Origin of the sequence: Streptomyces sp. NPDC005925 (assembly GCF_040638805.1) — a bacterium.
In the GTDB taxonomy this organism is placed as follows: domain Bacteria; phylum Actinomycetota; class Actinomycetes; order Streptomycetales; family Streptomycetaceae; genus Streptomyces.
Genome location: NZ_JBEXVL010000004.1, coordinates 37,542 through 52,120, shown reverse-complemented (window position 1 = coordinate 52,120; position 14,579 = coordinate 37,542). Strand labels below are relative to the sequence as shown.

At 74.0% G+C, this 14,579-nt stretch carries 13 protein-coding genes; 7 read left to right on the top strand and 6 right to left on the bottom strand.

Annotated features, from left to right (window positions below):
• Positions 1–38 precede the first annotated feature (38 nt).
• A complete protein-coding gene (locus ABZ354_RS07175; RefSeq protein WP_358653847.1) occupies positions 39–1,433 on the bottom strand; it encodes an MFS transporter in 1,395 nt (464 codons plus the stop codon).
• A gap of 602 nt (positions 1,434–2,035) precedes the next feature.
• Between ABZ354_RS07175 and ABZ354_RS07170 the strand changes: the two genes are divergently transcribed.
• On the top strand, positions 2,036–2,959 hold the full coding sequence (locus ABZ354_RS07170) for a DUF3027 domain-containing protein (protein WP_358653845.1): 924 nt from the start codon (positions 2,036–2,038) through the stop codon (positions 2,957–2,959).
• 426 nt (positions 2,960–3,385) lie between these two features.
• Positions 3,386–5,029 carry a DNA repair helicase XPB gene (locus ABZ354_RS07165; RefSeq protein WP_358653843.1) on the top strand — a complete coding sequence of 548 codons (1,644 nt, stop codon included), beginning with the start codon at positions 3,386–3,388 and terminating at the stop codon, positions 5,027–5,029.
• 31 nt (positions 5,030–5,060) lie between these two features.
• Here ABZ354_RS07165 and ABZ354_RS07160 read toward each other — a convergent pair whose 3' ends face one another.
• Complete coding sequence (locus ABZ354_RS07160) at positions 5,061–5,246, bottom strand: hypothetical protein (protein WP_358653841.1); 186 nt, start codon at positions 5,244–5,246, stop codon at positions 5,061–5,063.
• Positions 5,247–5,667: 421 nt separating this feature from the next.
• On the opposite strand from ABZ354_RS07160, the gene ABZ354_RS07155 reads away from it, so the two are divergent.
• A complete protein-coding gene (locus tag ABZ354_RS07155; RefSeq protein ID WP_358654321.1) occupies positions 5,668–7,632 on the top strand; it encodes a UvrD-helicase domain-containing protein in 1,965 nt (654 codons plus the stop codon).
• A gap of 97 nt (positions 7,633–7,729) precedes the next feature.
• On the opposite strand, the gene ABZ354_RS07150 is transcribed toward ABZ354_RS07155, so the two are convergent.
• Positions 7,730–8,452, bottom strand: a complete 723-nt coding sequence (locus tag ABZ354_RS07150; RefSeq protein ID WP_358653839.1) for a copper homeostasis protein CutC — start codon at positions 8,450–8,452, stop codon at positions 7,730–7,732.
• Positions 8,453–8,538: 86 nt separating this feature from the next.
• Positions 8,539–9,216, bottom strand: a complete 678-nt coding sequence (locus tag ABZ354_RS07145) for a maleylpyruvate isomerase family mycothiol-dependent enzyme (protein WP_358653837.1) — start codon at positions 9,214–9,216, stop codon at positions 8,539–8,541.
• 465 nt (positions 9,217–9,681) lie between these two features.
• Between ABZ354_RS07145 and ABZ354_RS07140 the strand changes: the two genes are divergently transcribed.
• From ABZ354_RS07140 to ABZ354_RS07130, 3 genes are all read left to right on the top strand, one after another.
• Positions 9,682–10,227, top strand: a complete 546-nt coding sequence (locus ABZ354_RS07140; protein WP_358653835.1) for a hypothetical protein — start codon at positions 9,682–9,684, stop codon at positions 10,225–10,227.
• Positions 10,228–10,546: 319 nt separating this feature from the next.
• Positions 10,547–11,236 carry a hypothetical protein gene (locus tag ABZ354_RS07135; RefSeq protein WP_358653834.1) on the top strand — a complete coding sequence of 230 codons (690 nt, stop codon included), beginning with the start codon at positions 10,547–10,549 and terminating at the stop codon, positions 11,234–11,236.
• Positions 11,237–11,246: 10 nt separating this feature from the next.
• Positions 11,247–12,356, top strand: coding sequence for a GNAT family N-acetyltransferase (locus ABZ354_RS07130; protein WP_358653832.1), 1,110 nt, complete (start codon positions 11,247–11,249; stop codon positions 12,354–12,356).
• Positions 12,357–12,695: 339 nt separating this feature from the next.
• On the opposite strand, the gene ABZ354_RS07125 is transcribed toward ABZ354_RS07130, so the two are convergent.
• The gene (locus tag ABZ354_RS07125) at positions 12,696–12,959 is read right to left on the bottom strand and encodes a DUF4031 domain-containing protein (protein ID WP_358653830.1); all 264 of its coding nucleotides are present in this window, start codon (positions 12,957–12,959) and stop codon (positions 12,696–12,698) included.
• The gene (locus ABZ354_RS07120; protein WP_358653828.1) at positions 12,956–13,378 is read right to left on the bottom strand and encodes a hypothetical protein; all 423 of its coding nucleotides are present in this window, start codon (positions 13,376–13,378) and stop codon (positions 12,956–12,958) included. Before ABZ354_RS07120 ends, ABZ354_RS07125 begins: the two co-directional genes overlap by 4 nt.
• A gap of 56 nt (positions 13,379–13,434) precedes the next feature.
• Here ABZ354_RS07120 and ABZ354_RS07115 point away from each other — a divergent pair, with 56 nt between their 5' ends.
• Positions 13,435–14,388: a MurR/RpiR family transcriptional regulator gene (locus tag ABZ354_RS07115; RefSeq protein WP_358653827.1), complete on the top strand. Its 954-nt coding sequence runs from the start codon at positions 13,435–13,437 to the stop codon at positions 14,386–14,388.
• Positions 14,389–14,579: the final 191 nt, after the last annotated feature.

The window sequence follows — 14,579 nt, the reverse complement described above, 5'->3', positions numbered from 1 at the left end:
ATCCCGGACGCCTCGCGAGAGGCGCCGGTCCCGTCCCGTCATACGACCCGGGCGTTCGAGGGGCCGCCTTGGCGTGCCGACGCGAGGAGGCCCCGTACGGTCGCCAGCCAGCCCGTGGCCACGATGGCCGCGGCGACCGACAGGCCCAGCGGGCCGACGAGCGGCAGGGCGATGCCGATGGCTCCGCCGAGCACCCACGACATCTGCAGCAGCGTCTCGGAGCGGGCGAAGGCGGAGGTGCGGACCAGTTCGGGCACGTTGCGCTGGATCAGCGCGTCCAGGGACAGCTTGCCGAGCGCCTGCGCGAAACCGGCGACGGCGGCCAGGCAGGCGACCAGGACCGCGCCGAAGAAGACGGCGGCGGTCACGGCCGCGCCGAGCACGAGCGCGACCACCGTCACGATGATGATCTCCGGCCGGCGGGAGCGCAGCCAGGCGCCCACGACGGTGCCGATGGCGTTGCCGGTGCCGGCGGCCACGCCCACTATGCCCAGGGACACGGCCGCGCTCTGGCCCGTCATGGGGTGTTCGCGCAGCAGGAACGCGAGGAAGAAGATCAGGAAGCCGGTCAGGCAGCGGATCGCGGCGTTGGCGGCGAGAGCGTGCGTGACGGCCGTACCGACCGTGCGCAGCCCCGGGCGCTTGACCGGCTTGAGATGCGGGCCGTGCAGATGCTCTTCGTCGGCGGCGAGCAGTGCGGTGTCCTCGCCCTTCGCGGAGTCCACCTTGGGCGGCAGCGTGAACGACAGAACGGTGCCCAGGACGAAGAGCACAAAGGCGCCGTAGAGGGGCCAGCGGGCGCCGACGTGTTGCAGCCCCGCGCCGACGGGTGCCGCGATGCCGGTGGCGAGCAGACCGCCGAGCGTGACCCGGGAGTTGGCCTTGACCAGGGAGAAGTCGGCGGGCAGCAGACGCGGTACGACGGCGCTGCGGACGACGCCGTACGCCTTCGAGGCGACGAGGACGCCCAGCGCGGCCGGGTACAGCTCGAGACCGCCGGTGACGACGGCGGCGGACAGGACGAGGGCGAGCAGGGCGCGGGCCAGCATGGCGGCGGCCATGGCCGCGCGGCGGCCGTGTGGGAGGCGGTCGAGCAGCGGGCCGATCACCGGGGCGAGCAGGGTGAAGGGCGCCATGGTGATGCCGAGGTAGAGCGCGACCCGGCCGCGCGCCTCGTCGGTGGGCACGGAGAAGAAGACGGTGGAGGCCAGGGCCACGGTGATCATGACGTCGCCGGCGCCGTTCACGCCGTGCAGTTCGATGAGTTTGCCCAGGCCCGACTCGCCCGCGCCGTGGGCGTGGGTGGCGCGGCGGATCTGGCGGGCGGGGCCGGTGACCGGGAAGTGCAGGGCACGGGCGACCGAACGGAACGGGCCACGCTCCCGGCCCGTACCGCCGACTCCGCCGCTCGCCCTGGTGCCCTTGACTGCCACCTCGTCATAGTGCCCCGAGAAGGCGGCGGGTAGTGCGGATACGGCGCGGATGGGGGTGTTGTCGCCGGTGATCCCGCCGCCGGGCCTGCTGGTGTGCGCCGGGGAGTGCCCGTCGGCGGGTGCTCCAGGGAGGGGGAGGGCGGCGGTGCACCCGGCGCGTCCCGACGGCCGGGCACCTCCGGCCGTCCCTGCACCCCCGCCCGCCCCTGCCGGCCGAGCCGGCCCCCTCGCCGGCCGGGTGGCGGGCTGACACCCGGACCGCTCGCGGCGGCCCCCGGGGCGGTTCTGGCGGTTTGGACTGCCCCGCCGGTGCCGGTGCAGGCGGCCCGGACCGGCCGTGGCGCGACGCCGGGGAAAGTCACGTACGGGTCGCCAACCGTCCCGTCGGTGTATGCCGAGCGCACGCGAACAGGTAGCGTGCCTGGTGCGCCGTGGTGAACGCTCTCGGCCGCGCGCCTGACGGCCATCCCGCAGAATGGATGACGGAGGTGCGCCCGAGCGCGATCGGGCGCGGACGTCGACGCGGCCCTTCGGTCCGCTCCGTCCGCTCCGCCGCCGGTGTGGCGCACCCGTGAGACGGCGTATGGAGAGAAGCGATACCTGTGAGCGCAGCGACAACGCGAAGCCGCACCCCTGACCGCCAGTGCGCCGAGGCCGTCGACCTCGCCCGCGCCGCCGCCGAGGAGGCCGCCGCGCCGGGCGTGGTCGGCGAGCACGTGGAGCTGGTCTCCGAGGGGGACCGGGTCGTCACGCACTTCTTCCAGTGCATGGAGCTCGGCTACCGCGGCTGGCGCTGGGCGGTGACCGTGGCCCGCGCGTCGCGCGCGAAGATCGTCACGGTGGACGAGGCGGTGCTCCTGCCCGGCCCGGACGCGCTGCTGGCCCCGGAGTGGGTGCCGTGGAGCGAGCGGCTGCGGCCCGGCGACATGGGTCCCGGCGATCTGCTGCCGACCGACGCCGAGGACCTGCGTCTGGAACCCGGCTGGTCCGGTGAGGACGAGCCGGTGGCGGACTCCGCCGTCTCGGAGGAGCTGGCGGAGCTGGCCGAGGCGGAGGACGCCGAGGTCACGGCCGGGCCTCCGGCGACGCTGCTGCCGCCCTCGCGCGGCTCGATCTCGGCCATCGCCGACGAATTGGGCATGGGCCGCGCCCGGGTGCTGTCCCGGTACGGGCTGCACACCGCCGCCGACCGCTGGGAGGAGGCCCACGGGCCCAAGACCCCCATGGCGCAGGCCGCCCCCGCCGCCTGTGTGAGCTGCGGTTTCCTCGTCCGGGTCGGCGGATCGCTGGGGCAGGCCTTCGGCGTGTGCGCCAACGAGTTCTCGCCCGCGGACGGCCGTGTCGTGTCGCTGGCGTACGGCTGCGGCGGGCACTCGGAGGCCGCCGTCATGCCCAGGCCGCCGCAGCCCGCGCCGCCCGTCATCGACGAGACCCGGGTGGACCCGTTCCCGCTGCGCCCCGCGTCCGACTCGGGGTCGGTGCCGGTGACGGAGGACCCCTCGACGGCGGAGCTCGGACACTCGTAACCCGGCGGGTCGCCCGGCGGGCAGCCGTACCGGCCCCTTCCCCGCGGGCGGCCTCGTGGGCCCTTGCCTGTGGGTGTCCCGTGGGGCTTCCTGGGGGCGTCTCGTGGCTTTCCCCTGCGCGTGTCCCGTGGGCCCTTCCCTGCGCGTGGCCGTGTGGGCGCTGCCCCCGCGAATGTCTCGTGGCCCCTTCCCTGCGGTAGCCGTGCGGGCTTTTCCCCGCGCGTGGCCGTGTGGGCGCTGCCCTGCGGGGTGGGCCTGTGGGGGCGGCTTTTCGGCCGGGCCCGGCGGCGGGGCGCCTCGGCCGGCCGCGCGGCGGCCCGTGCGCCTGTGGCGTACGCCCCATCGGGATCACCCACGGGTGGGGCACACTGGACGTTTGGCCGTTGGCCGTTTGGCCGTGCCGGGTATCCAGAAAGGCAGCCGCGCGTGAATGGTCCGCTCATCGTCCAGTCCGACAAGACCCTGCTCCTCGAGGTCGATCACGAGCAGGCCGGCGACTGCCGTCGGGCCATCGCCCCCTTCGCCGAGCTGGAACGGGCGCCGGAGCACATCCACACCTACCGGCTGACGCCGCTCGGCCTGTGGAACGCGCGCGCGGCCGGCCATGACGCCGAACAGGTCGTGGACGCGCTCGTGCACTACAGCCGGTACCCGGTGCCGCACGCGCTGCTCGTCGACATCGCCGAGACCATGGACCGCTACGGGCGGCTCAGCCTCGTCAAGCATCCCGCGCACGGCCTCGTGCTGAGCAGCACCGACCGGCCCGTCCTGGAGGAGGTGCTGCGCTCCAAGCGGGTCGCTCCCCTGGTCGGGAACCGCATCGACCCCGACACGGTGGCCGTGCATCCCTCCGAGCGCGGGCAGATCAAGCAGGTGCTGCTGAAGCTGGGCTGGCCCGCCGAGGACCTCGCCGGGTACGTGGACGGCGAGGCGCACGCGATCGACCTGAACGAGGACGGCTGGGCGCTCAGGCCGTACCAGAGGCAGGCCGTGGAGAACTTCTGGCACGGCGGTTCCGGAGTCGTCGTACTGCCCTGTGGCGCGGGGAAGACGCTGGTCGGGGCCGGTGCCATGGCTGAGGCGAAGTCGACGACGCTGATCCTCGTCACGAACACCGTCTCCGCCCGGCAGTGGAAGCACGAGCTGGTGAAGCGGACGTCGCTGACCGAGGAGGAGATCGGCGAGTACAGCGGGACGCGCAAGGAGATCCGGCCCGTCACCATCGCCACGTACCAGGTGCTGACGACGAAGCGGAAGGGCGTCTACCCGCACCTGGAGCTGTTCGACTCGCGGGACTGGGGCCTCGTCCTCTATGACGAGGTGCACCTGCTGCCCGCGCCCGTCTTCAAGTTCACCGCCGACCTCCAGGCGCGGCGGCGGCTCGGGCTGACGGCGACGCTGGTGCGGGAGGACGGCCGCGAGTCGGACGTGTTCTCGCTGATCGGGCCGAAGCGGTTCGACGCGCCGTGGAAGGAGATCGAGGCGCAGGGCTACATCGCGCCCGCCGACTGCGTCGAGGTCCGCGTCAACCTCACCGACTCGGAGCGCCTCGCGTACGCGACCGCCGAGACCGAGGAGAAGTACCGCTTCTGCGCCACCACCGCCACCAAGCGGAAGGTGACGGAGGCGATCGTCCGCCGCTTCGCCGGGCAGCAGATCCTCGTCATCGGCCAGTACATCGACCAACTGGACGAGCTGGGCGCTCACTTGGACGCGCCCGTCATCAAGGGCGAGACGTCCAACGCGCAGCGGGAGAAGCTGTTCGAGGCGTTCCGGCAGGGGGAGATCTCCGTGCTGGTGGTGTCGAAGGTCGCGAACTTCTCGATCGACCTGCCCGAGGCCACGGTCGCGATCCAGGTGTCCGGCACCTTCGGGTCGCGGCAGGAGGAGGCGCAGCGGCTCGGACGGGTGCTGCGGCCGAAGGCCGACGGGCACCAGGCGCACTTCTACTCGGTCGTCGCCCGCGACACGCTCGACCAGGACTTCGCCGCCCACCGCCAGCGCTTCCTGGCGGAGCAGGGTTACGCGTACCGGATCGTCGACGCGGACGAGCTGCTCACGGAGAGCTGAGCGGAGACGGGGCGGGCGGTGACCGCCGCGGTCACCTGGGGCGTACGCCCGCCTCCTCGCCGTACTCGCCGAGGACCACGACGTTGAACGCCGCGCCGACGAACACCCTGACGGCTCGCACGGCGTCGCCCAGACGGTGATGGTGGCTGCCCCGCAGTGCGGTGGCGCCGGAGGGACGGGAGCCTCCGGGAACGGGGGTGATGGTTGCTGCGCTCATGTCTCCATGGTGGGTTCGCGGGGGTGGCCCGGGCATCGGTCCCTGGACCGAACTCTCGGGGCCGTCCGTCCACCCGGGGACGGACGCCGCCCCCGGAGACGAGGAAGCCCCGACCCTTAGGGGTCGAGGGGCGAACGGGGGAAACTCGTTCGCCTCCCCCTCCGCCTCTGGCCTACAATCCCCGCTCTTGCCCGCCTCCTCCCACGGAGCGCCGCCGCCCGGACGGAAACCGGCCGGCACTTCCCGGCTGTCGTGCGGCCACGCGGCCCCACGCACGCGCTGCCGCACCGCCACACAGCCGGCCGCGACGTCATCCGAACCGCAGGCCCCCGGAGGCACCCCCTTGTCCACGCCCGTCGACGACGACCCCCTGTCCCGTGAGCGCCGGCACCTCGCCGCGTCCCGTGCCGCTCTGCGTGCCATGCGCGCGGACGTCGAGTCGCTCGACATCCGCGACGTCACCGCGAACTGGGTGAACGCGCAGATCCTCGAGCGGCAGATCCAGGACCGCATCAAGGCGCTGGCCGACCTCAGCGACACGCCCCTGTTCTTCGGCCGCCTCGACTACCTGCACGCGCCAGGCGCCGATCGGGCGGAAGGGGCGGAAGGGGAGCGCTTCTACATCGGGCGGCGGCACGTGCACGACGCCGACGGCGACCCCATGGTCATCGACTGGCGCGCACCGGTGTCGCAGCCGTTCTACCGGGCGTCCAGGAAGGACCCCCTGGACGTCGCGCTGCGCCGCCGCTTCGGCTACACGGGCGGCGACCTCACCGCGTACGAGGACGAGCGCCTGTCGGACCCGGCCGAGGCCGCCACCACGAGCAAGCTGCTCCAGCAGGAGATCGAACGGCCGCGCGTCGGCCCGATGCGGGACATCGTCGCGACGATCCAGCCCGAGCAGGACGAGATCGTCCGGTCCGGGCTGTCCGGCACGGTGTGCGTGCAGGGCGGCCCCGGCACCGGGAAGACGGCCGTCGGCCTGCACCGGGTGGCCTACCTGCTGTACGCGCACCGCGAGCGGCTCGCCCGCACCGGCACCCTCGTCATCGGCCCGAACAAGTCCTTCCTGCACTACATCGAGCAGGTCCTCCCGGCGCTGGGGGAGCTGACGGTGCAGCAGGCGACCGTGGACGACCTGGTGGCCCATGTGGAGGTGCGCGGCACGGACGACGCGACCGCCGCCGTGATCAAGGGCGACGCGCGGATGGCCGAGGTGCTGCGCCGGGCGCTGTACGCGCACGTGACGATGCCGGCCGAACCGGTCGTGGTCGTGCGCGGCTCCCGCCGCTGGCGGGTCCCCGCGTACGAACTGGAGGGCCTGGTGCGCCAGTTGCTGGACCGCGGCATGCGGTACGGCGCCGCCCGCGACGCCCTGCCGCAGCGCATCGCGCACGCGGTGCTGGTGCAGATGGAGCGGTCCGGTGAGGCACCCGACGACCGGGTGCAGGACGCGGTGGCCCGCAACGCCGCGGTGAAGGCGGCCGTCAAGGCGGTCTGGCCGGCCGTCGACCCGGCGAAGCTGGTACTGCGGCTGCTGACGGACGCGGACCACCTCGCCGAGCACGCGGACGGTGTCCTGACCGCCGAGGAGCAGAAGACGATCCTGTGGACGAAGCCGGTGCGGTCGGTCAGGGCGGCGGCGTGGTCACCGGCCGACGCCGTCCTGATCGACGAGGCCGCCGACCTGATCCGGCGCACGCACTCCCTCGGGCATGTGGTCCTGGACGAGGCGCAGGACCTCTCCCCCATGCAGTACCGGGCCGTGGGCCGCCGCTGCACCACCGGCTCGGCGACCGTCCTCGGTGACCTCGCGCAGGGCACGACGCCCTGGGCGACCCGGAGCTGGCGGGAGGCCCTGTCCCACCTGGGCAAGGACGACGCGGTGGTCGAGGAGCTGACGGCGGGTTTCCGCGTCCCGACGGACGTCATCGCGTACGCGTCCCGGCTGCTGCCGCACATCGCGCCGGGCCTGGCCCCGGTCGCGTCGATCCGCGAGAACCCCGGCTTCTTCGAGATCCGGGGGATCACGGGCACGGCCGAGACCGTCGCCGCCTGCGAGGAACTGCTGCGCCACGAGGGCTCGACGGCCCTGATCGCCGCCGACGCCCACGTCCCGGCGCTCGCCGAGGCCCTGACGTCGGCCGGGGTCCCGTACCTGGCCCCGGGCGAGGAGACGACTGCGGACGTCCGCCTGACCCTGGTCCCGGCGTCCCTCGCGAAGGGCATGGAGTACGACTACGTGGTCCTGGACGAGCCGCAGGCCGTGGTCATGGGCGAACCGGACGAGCCGACGGGCCTGCGCCGCCTGTACGTGACGCTGACCCGGGCGGTGTCCGGCCTGATCGTCACGCACAGGGCGCCGCTGCCGCCCCAGCTGGGCTGACGGAACCCGGGACCCTGGAGGTCCGGCCGCCCGGGGTCCGGGCCCCGGAAAGCCGGCCACCCAAAAGCCGGGGCACGGAAGGCGGGGCCTCCGGAGGTCAGGTCCCGTCCAGCAAGCGCCGCCACTGCGCCACGGCCTCGGCCGACACGGGGCCGTCCCAGCCGTCCGGCCGGGCGGCCCCGCCGATGTGGAAGCCGTCGATGCCCGCGGCCAGCAGTCGCGGCACGTGGTCGAGCCGCAGCCCGCCGCCCACCAGGAGCTGCTGCTCGTACCCCGGCTCCCCGCGCCGGGCCGCCTCGGCGAGCAGTGTGGGGAGCCCGTCGTCGACACCGGCCGGTGAACCGGCGGTCAGATATGTGTCGAGGCCGGGCTGGTCGGCGAGCTGCTTGCGCAGCGCGTCGCGGTCGGCGGCCCGGTCGATGGCCCGGTGGAAGGTCCACCGGCAGCCCTCCAGCGCCTCGACGACCCGTTCCAGAGCGGGCAGATCCACGTCGCCGTCCACGCCGCCCTCCGCGTCGGCCTCGCCGTCGGCGCGCAGGAACCCGAGGACGAACTCCTCGGCTCCCGCCGCCCGCAGCTCCCCAGCCACCGCCACGAGGCGCTCGACGTCCCCCGCCGCGAAACCGTCCGCGAGGCGCAGCATCACCCGCAGCGGGATGCCGACGGCCTCGCGGACGGCGGCGACGGTGCGGACCGGCGGGGTGAGCCCGTCGGCCGCCATGTCGGTGACCAGCTCGAGGCGGTCCGCGCCTCCGGCCCGGGCGGCGACGGCGTCCTCGACGTCGAGGGCGATCACCTCCAGGACTGCACGCTTGCTCATGGCACCCCATTCGTTGGACGGCCGATTCAAGGGACGACTACAGGTCTAGTCCAATTTAGACTACGCCGCCCGGCCGGAGATCGATTTCACCCCCCGTAGATGTTCAGCCGCGCCGCCTCCACCCCGGCCAGCTCGAAGCCGTCCCCGTCGACCGGCCGCCCCGTGCACAGCCGGACCAGCGTGGCGGCGCTGCCGAGGTAGCGGGCCGGCGGCCGCTCCCCGCTCGGCTCGCCCAGCAGCACCGGCTCGTCCGTGTCGTCCAGGTCGGCGTGCACGGCCAGATGTCCCCGCTCCCGCGTCACACGGGCCAGCAGCTCAAGCGCGTACGGCAGCCCCGCCCCGGTGTACGCCCCCGGCACCCCGAGGACGTCCCGCACGTCGCCGGCGTGCACCCATTCGCCGAGCGCGAGGCGGTCGAGCCGTCCGTCCCCCTTCGCGATGACCGGCCCGGCCCCGGTCATGCCGCGCTCCAGTTCGTCCACCACCCGCGCGTGGGTCCATCCGGCCCGCTCGGCGATGTCCCGGTCGTTCGACTCGGGCGAGAACACACCCGGTTCGAAACGGTTCTCCACCACCCGCGTCAGCGCGGCCGAACAGTGCGCGAGCACGTCCCGCACCGTCCAGCCGGGACACGCCCTGGTCATCCGCGCGAAGTCCGCGTCGCCCAGCGACCGCAGCCACGGAATCAACTCGTCACGCTCGACGGCCAGAAGCCGGCCGGGCAGTCCGGGGTCCCGTACGTCGTGCACGTCTGCAGAAGTCATGCGTTCACGCTAGAACACTCCTCCGGGCCCTCGCCCTCTCGCCACCGGCCCGGGGCACGGCACACGTCCGCGTCGACGGCCCGGCGCCGCCATCAAGCCACCGCGCGAGCCCGCCACCGACACAGAGACGCACGTCACGACCCGCCATGACCGGAATCCCGGCTTCCTTGTCCGAAAGCGCCGGTTGACGCACGTCGGGTCGCCGTCAGAATGGTTCAGAATCCGGCACCGGGTCCGCCCATGGCTTTCCCGGTGCGGCTCCGTTCGAGACGGCGAGGTTCGCCGGTCGCGCGTGGCGTTCCTGTGCACGTGCGCATGAGGTGACCCGGGAATACGGGTGCGGGCCCCTGTGGTGCGTTCGGGGCCGTCGGCATCCCGGGTCTTTCGGCACCAGGCATCGCGGCGGTACCCCTCGGCAGGTCATGCCGGAGCGGGTATGCGCCGCCCTCGACAAGGAGGATTGTCATGTTCACGCTAATACGCCGACTGGCGGGTGCCGCCGTGGCGGCGACCCTGGTCCTCGCGGTCCCGGTGACTTCGGCCGCCGCCGCCGGGAACGGTGACGTCCGCTCCGTCACCGCCCGGGCGACCCAGGCCGATACGCCGGTCGGCGGGTACCGGACCGGAGAAGACCCGAGCGCCAAGGAGCTTGCGCCCGCCCCCGAGGACGGCGGGGTCAGGGCATCCGCCTGGAACTACCACATCACCGCCTCCTGCGGCGGCCGGGAGAGCCAGATCCGCCAGGGCGCCAACTACTGGGGCGGCGCGGTCGAGACGGCCTCCAGCGGGACTCCGGTGGAGTGCACCGGCGGCTACGTCCAGGGCTGCGGCTCCGGCCTCGTGGTCGGCTGCAACTGGGGCGCGGGCGACAGAATCATGCTGTCCACGCTGGTGAACGACTTCGCGCTGCTCGCCGCGCACGAGTTCGGGCACAACTGGTACGGGCACTCCCCCGCCGGGTGCGCCAACTGGGCCAGCGCGTACGAGGTGATGCGCCCCACCATGTGCTGAGGCACGCCCTCACGACGGGCCGGCCGCGCGTGCGGCCGGCCCGTCCGGCGTCCCCGGCACGCGCCGCGGCGGTCGGGAACCGCCGCCGGGGCGACCCGGCCCGTCCGGCCACTGAGCGCCTTCGTCCGCACGCCACGTCGCGGCACACGGCACACGGCACACACGGCCGCATCGGCGGCCCGGCGCCGCCGCCGTCGGGCCACCGCGCGAGCCCGCCGCCGACCCCGCCACGCACGCCACGCCCCGCCGTGAGCGGAACTTCAACTTCCCTGTCTGCGAGGCGAGGCTCGCGGGAGCACACCGAGTGAACAATGGCCCCATGCCCGACCTCGACGCCCTCCGTACCCGTTTCGCCCGCGCCCTGGAAGGAGCCCGCGGGTCCGCCGACCGACTCGGCCCGCTCGGCCGGCACAGGGACCCGGACCCGGTGCCGTACGCCGACAACCTGCTGGAGCGCTGGCGGGAGCCGCAGCGCCGCTACCACACGCTCACGCACCTCACCGCCGTCCTCGATCACGTCGACGTGCTGGAGCCGTACGCGGACGACCCGGACCTCGTACGGCTCGCCGCGTGGTTCCACGACGCCGTGTACCGGCCCGAGCGCTCCGAGAACGAGGAGCGGTCGGCGCGGCTCGCCGAGCGCGCGCTCCCTGAGGCCGGGGTGTCCGCCGCGAAGACCGCCGAGGTGGCCCGGCTGGTCCGGCTGACCACCGGACACGACCCGGCGGACGACGACCGCGACGGCCAGGTGCTGTGCGACGCCGACCTGGCGATCCTCGCGGCGCCGCCGTCCGCGTACGCCGCCTACACGGCCGCCGTCCGCGAGGAGTACCACTTCGTGCCGAACGACGCCTTCCGCGCGGGCCGTTCCGCGATCCTGCGCCAACTCCTGGCCCTGCCCCGCCTGTTCCACACCCCGTACGGCCGGGAGAGGTGGGAAGTGACCGCGCGCCACAACCTCACCGCCGAGCTGGAAATCCTGTCGCCCGGACCGGAGACGGCCCCGTAACCTGCCCGGCATGGCAGACGCGGGCGGGAACACGGGCATGGCAACGGGCGCGGACCAGGTGGACGAGGCCGTCGCGAGCAGCGTGGCGCTGCTGCGGCGGGCGACGGAACAGGACTGGGCCGCGGTACGGGCCGGGCGCCTGGAGTGGGACTGCCGCCGCACGGTGATCCACGTCGCCGACGACCTGATCGCGTACGCGGCGAACCTCGCGGGCCGGGCGCAGTCCGCGTACGTGCCCTTCGAGCTCACCCCGGACGAGGGCACCGACAACGCCGGGCTCCTGGGCGTCGTCGAGGCGACGGGCGCCCTGCTCGCCGCCGCCGTGCGCACCGCCCCCCGCTCGGCGCGTGCCTTCCACCCCTATCCGTTCCGCAGCGCGAACCGCGAGGGCTTCGCCGCGATGGGCGTCGCCGAGGTCCTGCTGCACACGCACGACATGGCGCGGGGACTGGGTCTCGCCCACGAACCGCCCGCCGGCCTGAGCCGGTTCGTCCTCGAGCGGATCTTCCCGCACGTCCGTCCGGACGCCGACCCCTGGCAGACCCTGCTGTGGGCGACCGGCCGCGCCGACCTGCCCGGCCGCGAACCGGTCACCGAGTGGCGCTGGTGCAACAACCTCGTCGTCCCCGCCGACCGGCTCGCCCTGGAGGGCGTCACGCCCGCCTCCGCCGCCGATCTCGCCGCGGGCGGCACGGGCGGCTTCGACTGGCTCGGCGCGGGCCCGGCCGAGGGCACGCGCGTCGGTGCCGATCTCGTGGTGACCAAGCAGTACGCGACGGGCACGCACCGGCCCGAGTGGGGCATGTTCGCGCTCGTACGGCACGAGGACGACGTGGCGCTCGGCGCCCTCGGCTTCCACGGCGCGCCGGACGAGGCGGGCCGCGTCGAGATCGGCTACGACCTCGTGGAACCCGCCCGCGGCCACGGCTACATGACGGAGGCGGTGCGCGCCCTGTCGGCGTGGGCTCTCGCGCAGGACGCCGTTCGGGTGATCAGCGCCCAGGTCGGGGTGGGCAACCTGCCCTCCCAGCACGTGCTGGAACGCTCCGGCTTCCGGCGCCTGACGGAGGAGGAACACGAGGGGAACCACGCGTACGAGCTGCACGCCCTCTGCGGCTGAGGCCCGGCCCCGACCCGGGCCCGGCGGCCGGGCCGCGCACCGCATTGCAGGGGGAGTGGACAGATCACGGCCGCCTCGTCCACGGACGCCCCTACCCGTCAGAAGCCGAACGCCGCGAAGCATTCCCGCAGAGGACACGCATGCTCTCGCACTTGGCCGTGTTCACGGACATGGTCTCTGGCCCAACTGCAGACACCGTCTGTCGAGAACTGAGGTGATCCGCGCCGAGGCGAGGAGGACGCGGGGTCGAGGCGTGGCGCAACCCGGTCAAGGCCCCCGCCAAGCCCGCCGCCCCGCCGACCGCCCGCCGCCAGTCGCCCCGTCGGCCGGGGCCGGTCGCTAGGCCCGCCCCTTCGGTCTGCGCAGGCCCGCCCCGGTCAGCAGCCGCACCACGTCCCGGCTGCTGACCTCGACCGCGCCGGCGGCCACCGCGTCCGCGTACCGGTGCGAGGGGATGTCGTAGTGGTCCCGCTCGAAGGCGCGGCGCGGGACGGCGAGCCGTTCGGCGAAGGCGTGCAGTTCCGCGAACGACACGTCGCTGACCAGGTGGGACCACATCCGGCCATGTCCGGGCCAGGTCGGCGGGTCGATGTAGACCGTCACGAGGACGGCGTCCCGTCGGCGGACCCGCCGGACGCCCCGGAGGCGGCCGTCCCGCCCAGCGCGCCCACGGCGGCGACCTTCACGCCCGCCTTGTGACACACCCAGTGCGGGTCGGGCCCCAGCTCGGGTTCCACGTCCAGCGCGTGCGGGTCGCCCGAGCCGCACACCGGGCACAGCGGCCAGCGGCCGTACCGGTCGAGCAGCGCGTCCTGCACGTCCTGGGCGACCAGACCGGCCAGGTACGCCGAGCCGTCCGGCCACTGCTCGACCCACCAGCGCCGCTGCGTGACCGACTCCTCGACCAGGGAGACCACGTCCGCCTCGGCGACCTCCCGCGCGACCAGATCGGCGAGCACCAGGGCGCGTGCGGCGTGCAACGCCTGCTCCAAGGGTGTGACGGGGTTGCCGGTGGGGTTCATAGCACCCATTGTGCGCACTCTTGACCGGACCGCCGAACCGAAAATATCTTTCAGTGGTGACCCAGCATGTGAAGGAAATTTTCGCCACCGAGCGCGGCGGTCCCGGCGGTTCCGGTGCCAACCCGCCCGCACCCGCCGCCCTCGCCGCCAAGGTACGCACGCTGGCGCCGTCGATGACCCGCTCCATGCAGCGCGTCGCCGAGGCCGTCGCGAGCGACCCGGCCGGCTGCGCCGCGCTCACGGTCACCGGCCTCGCCGAGCTCACCGGCACCAGCGAGGCCACGGTCGTCCGCACCGCCCGCCTGCTCGGCTACCCCGGCTACCGCGACCTGCGCCTCGCCCTCGCCGGGCTGGCGGCGCAGCAGCAGTCCGGCCGGGCGCCCGCGATCACGACGGACATCGCGGTGGACGACCCGATCGCCGACGTGGTCGCCAAACTCGCCTACGACGAGCAGCAGACCCTCGCCGACACGGCGGCCGGTCTGGACACCGTGCAGCTCGGCGCGGCCGTCAACGCCCTGGCCGGGGCCCGCCGCACCGACGTGTACGGCGTGGGCGCCTCCGGGCTGGTCTCGCAGGACCTCACGCAGAAGCTCCTGCGGATAGGGCTGATCGCGCACGCGCACAGCGACCCGCACCTCGCCGTCACCAACGCGGTGCAGCTGCGCTCCGGGGACGTGGCCATCGCGATCACGCACTCCGGTTCGACGGGCGACGTCATAGAGCCGCTGCGGGTGGCCTTCGAGCACGGCGCGACCACCATCGCGATCACCGGCCGGCCCGACAGCGCCGTCACCCAGTACGCGGACCACGTCCTCACCACGTCCACGGCCCGCGAGAGCGAACTGCGTCCCGCGGCCATGTCGTCCCGGACCAGCCAGCTCCTCGTGGTGGACTGCCTGTTCGTCGGGGTGGCGCAGCGGACGTACGAGACGGCCGCGCCCGCCCTGTCCGCGTCGTACGAGGCACTGGCCCACCGCCACCTCCCGCGTGGCGGCGCTCAACGCTAGGGGGTGTCCGACACATGTCCGCGGCGGCCCGGTGACCGGCACGCACGCTCGCCGCGTTGCCGAACCGCCCGCACGGCTTCGTCACGAGGACGCCCCGGCGCCCTGCGACCGCAGGAACCGGGCACCGCTCCTCTGCCCGCGCTCACCTGTCAGACACCCCCTGGGCCGGGCCCGGCCGCGGGAGCGCACCC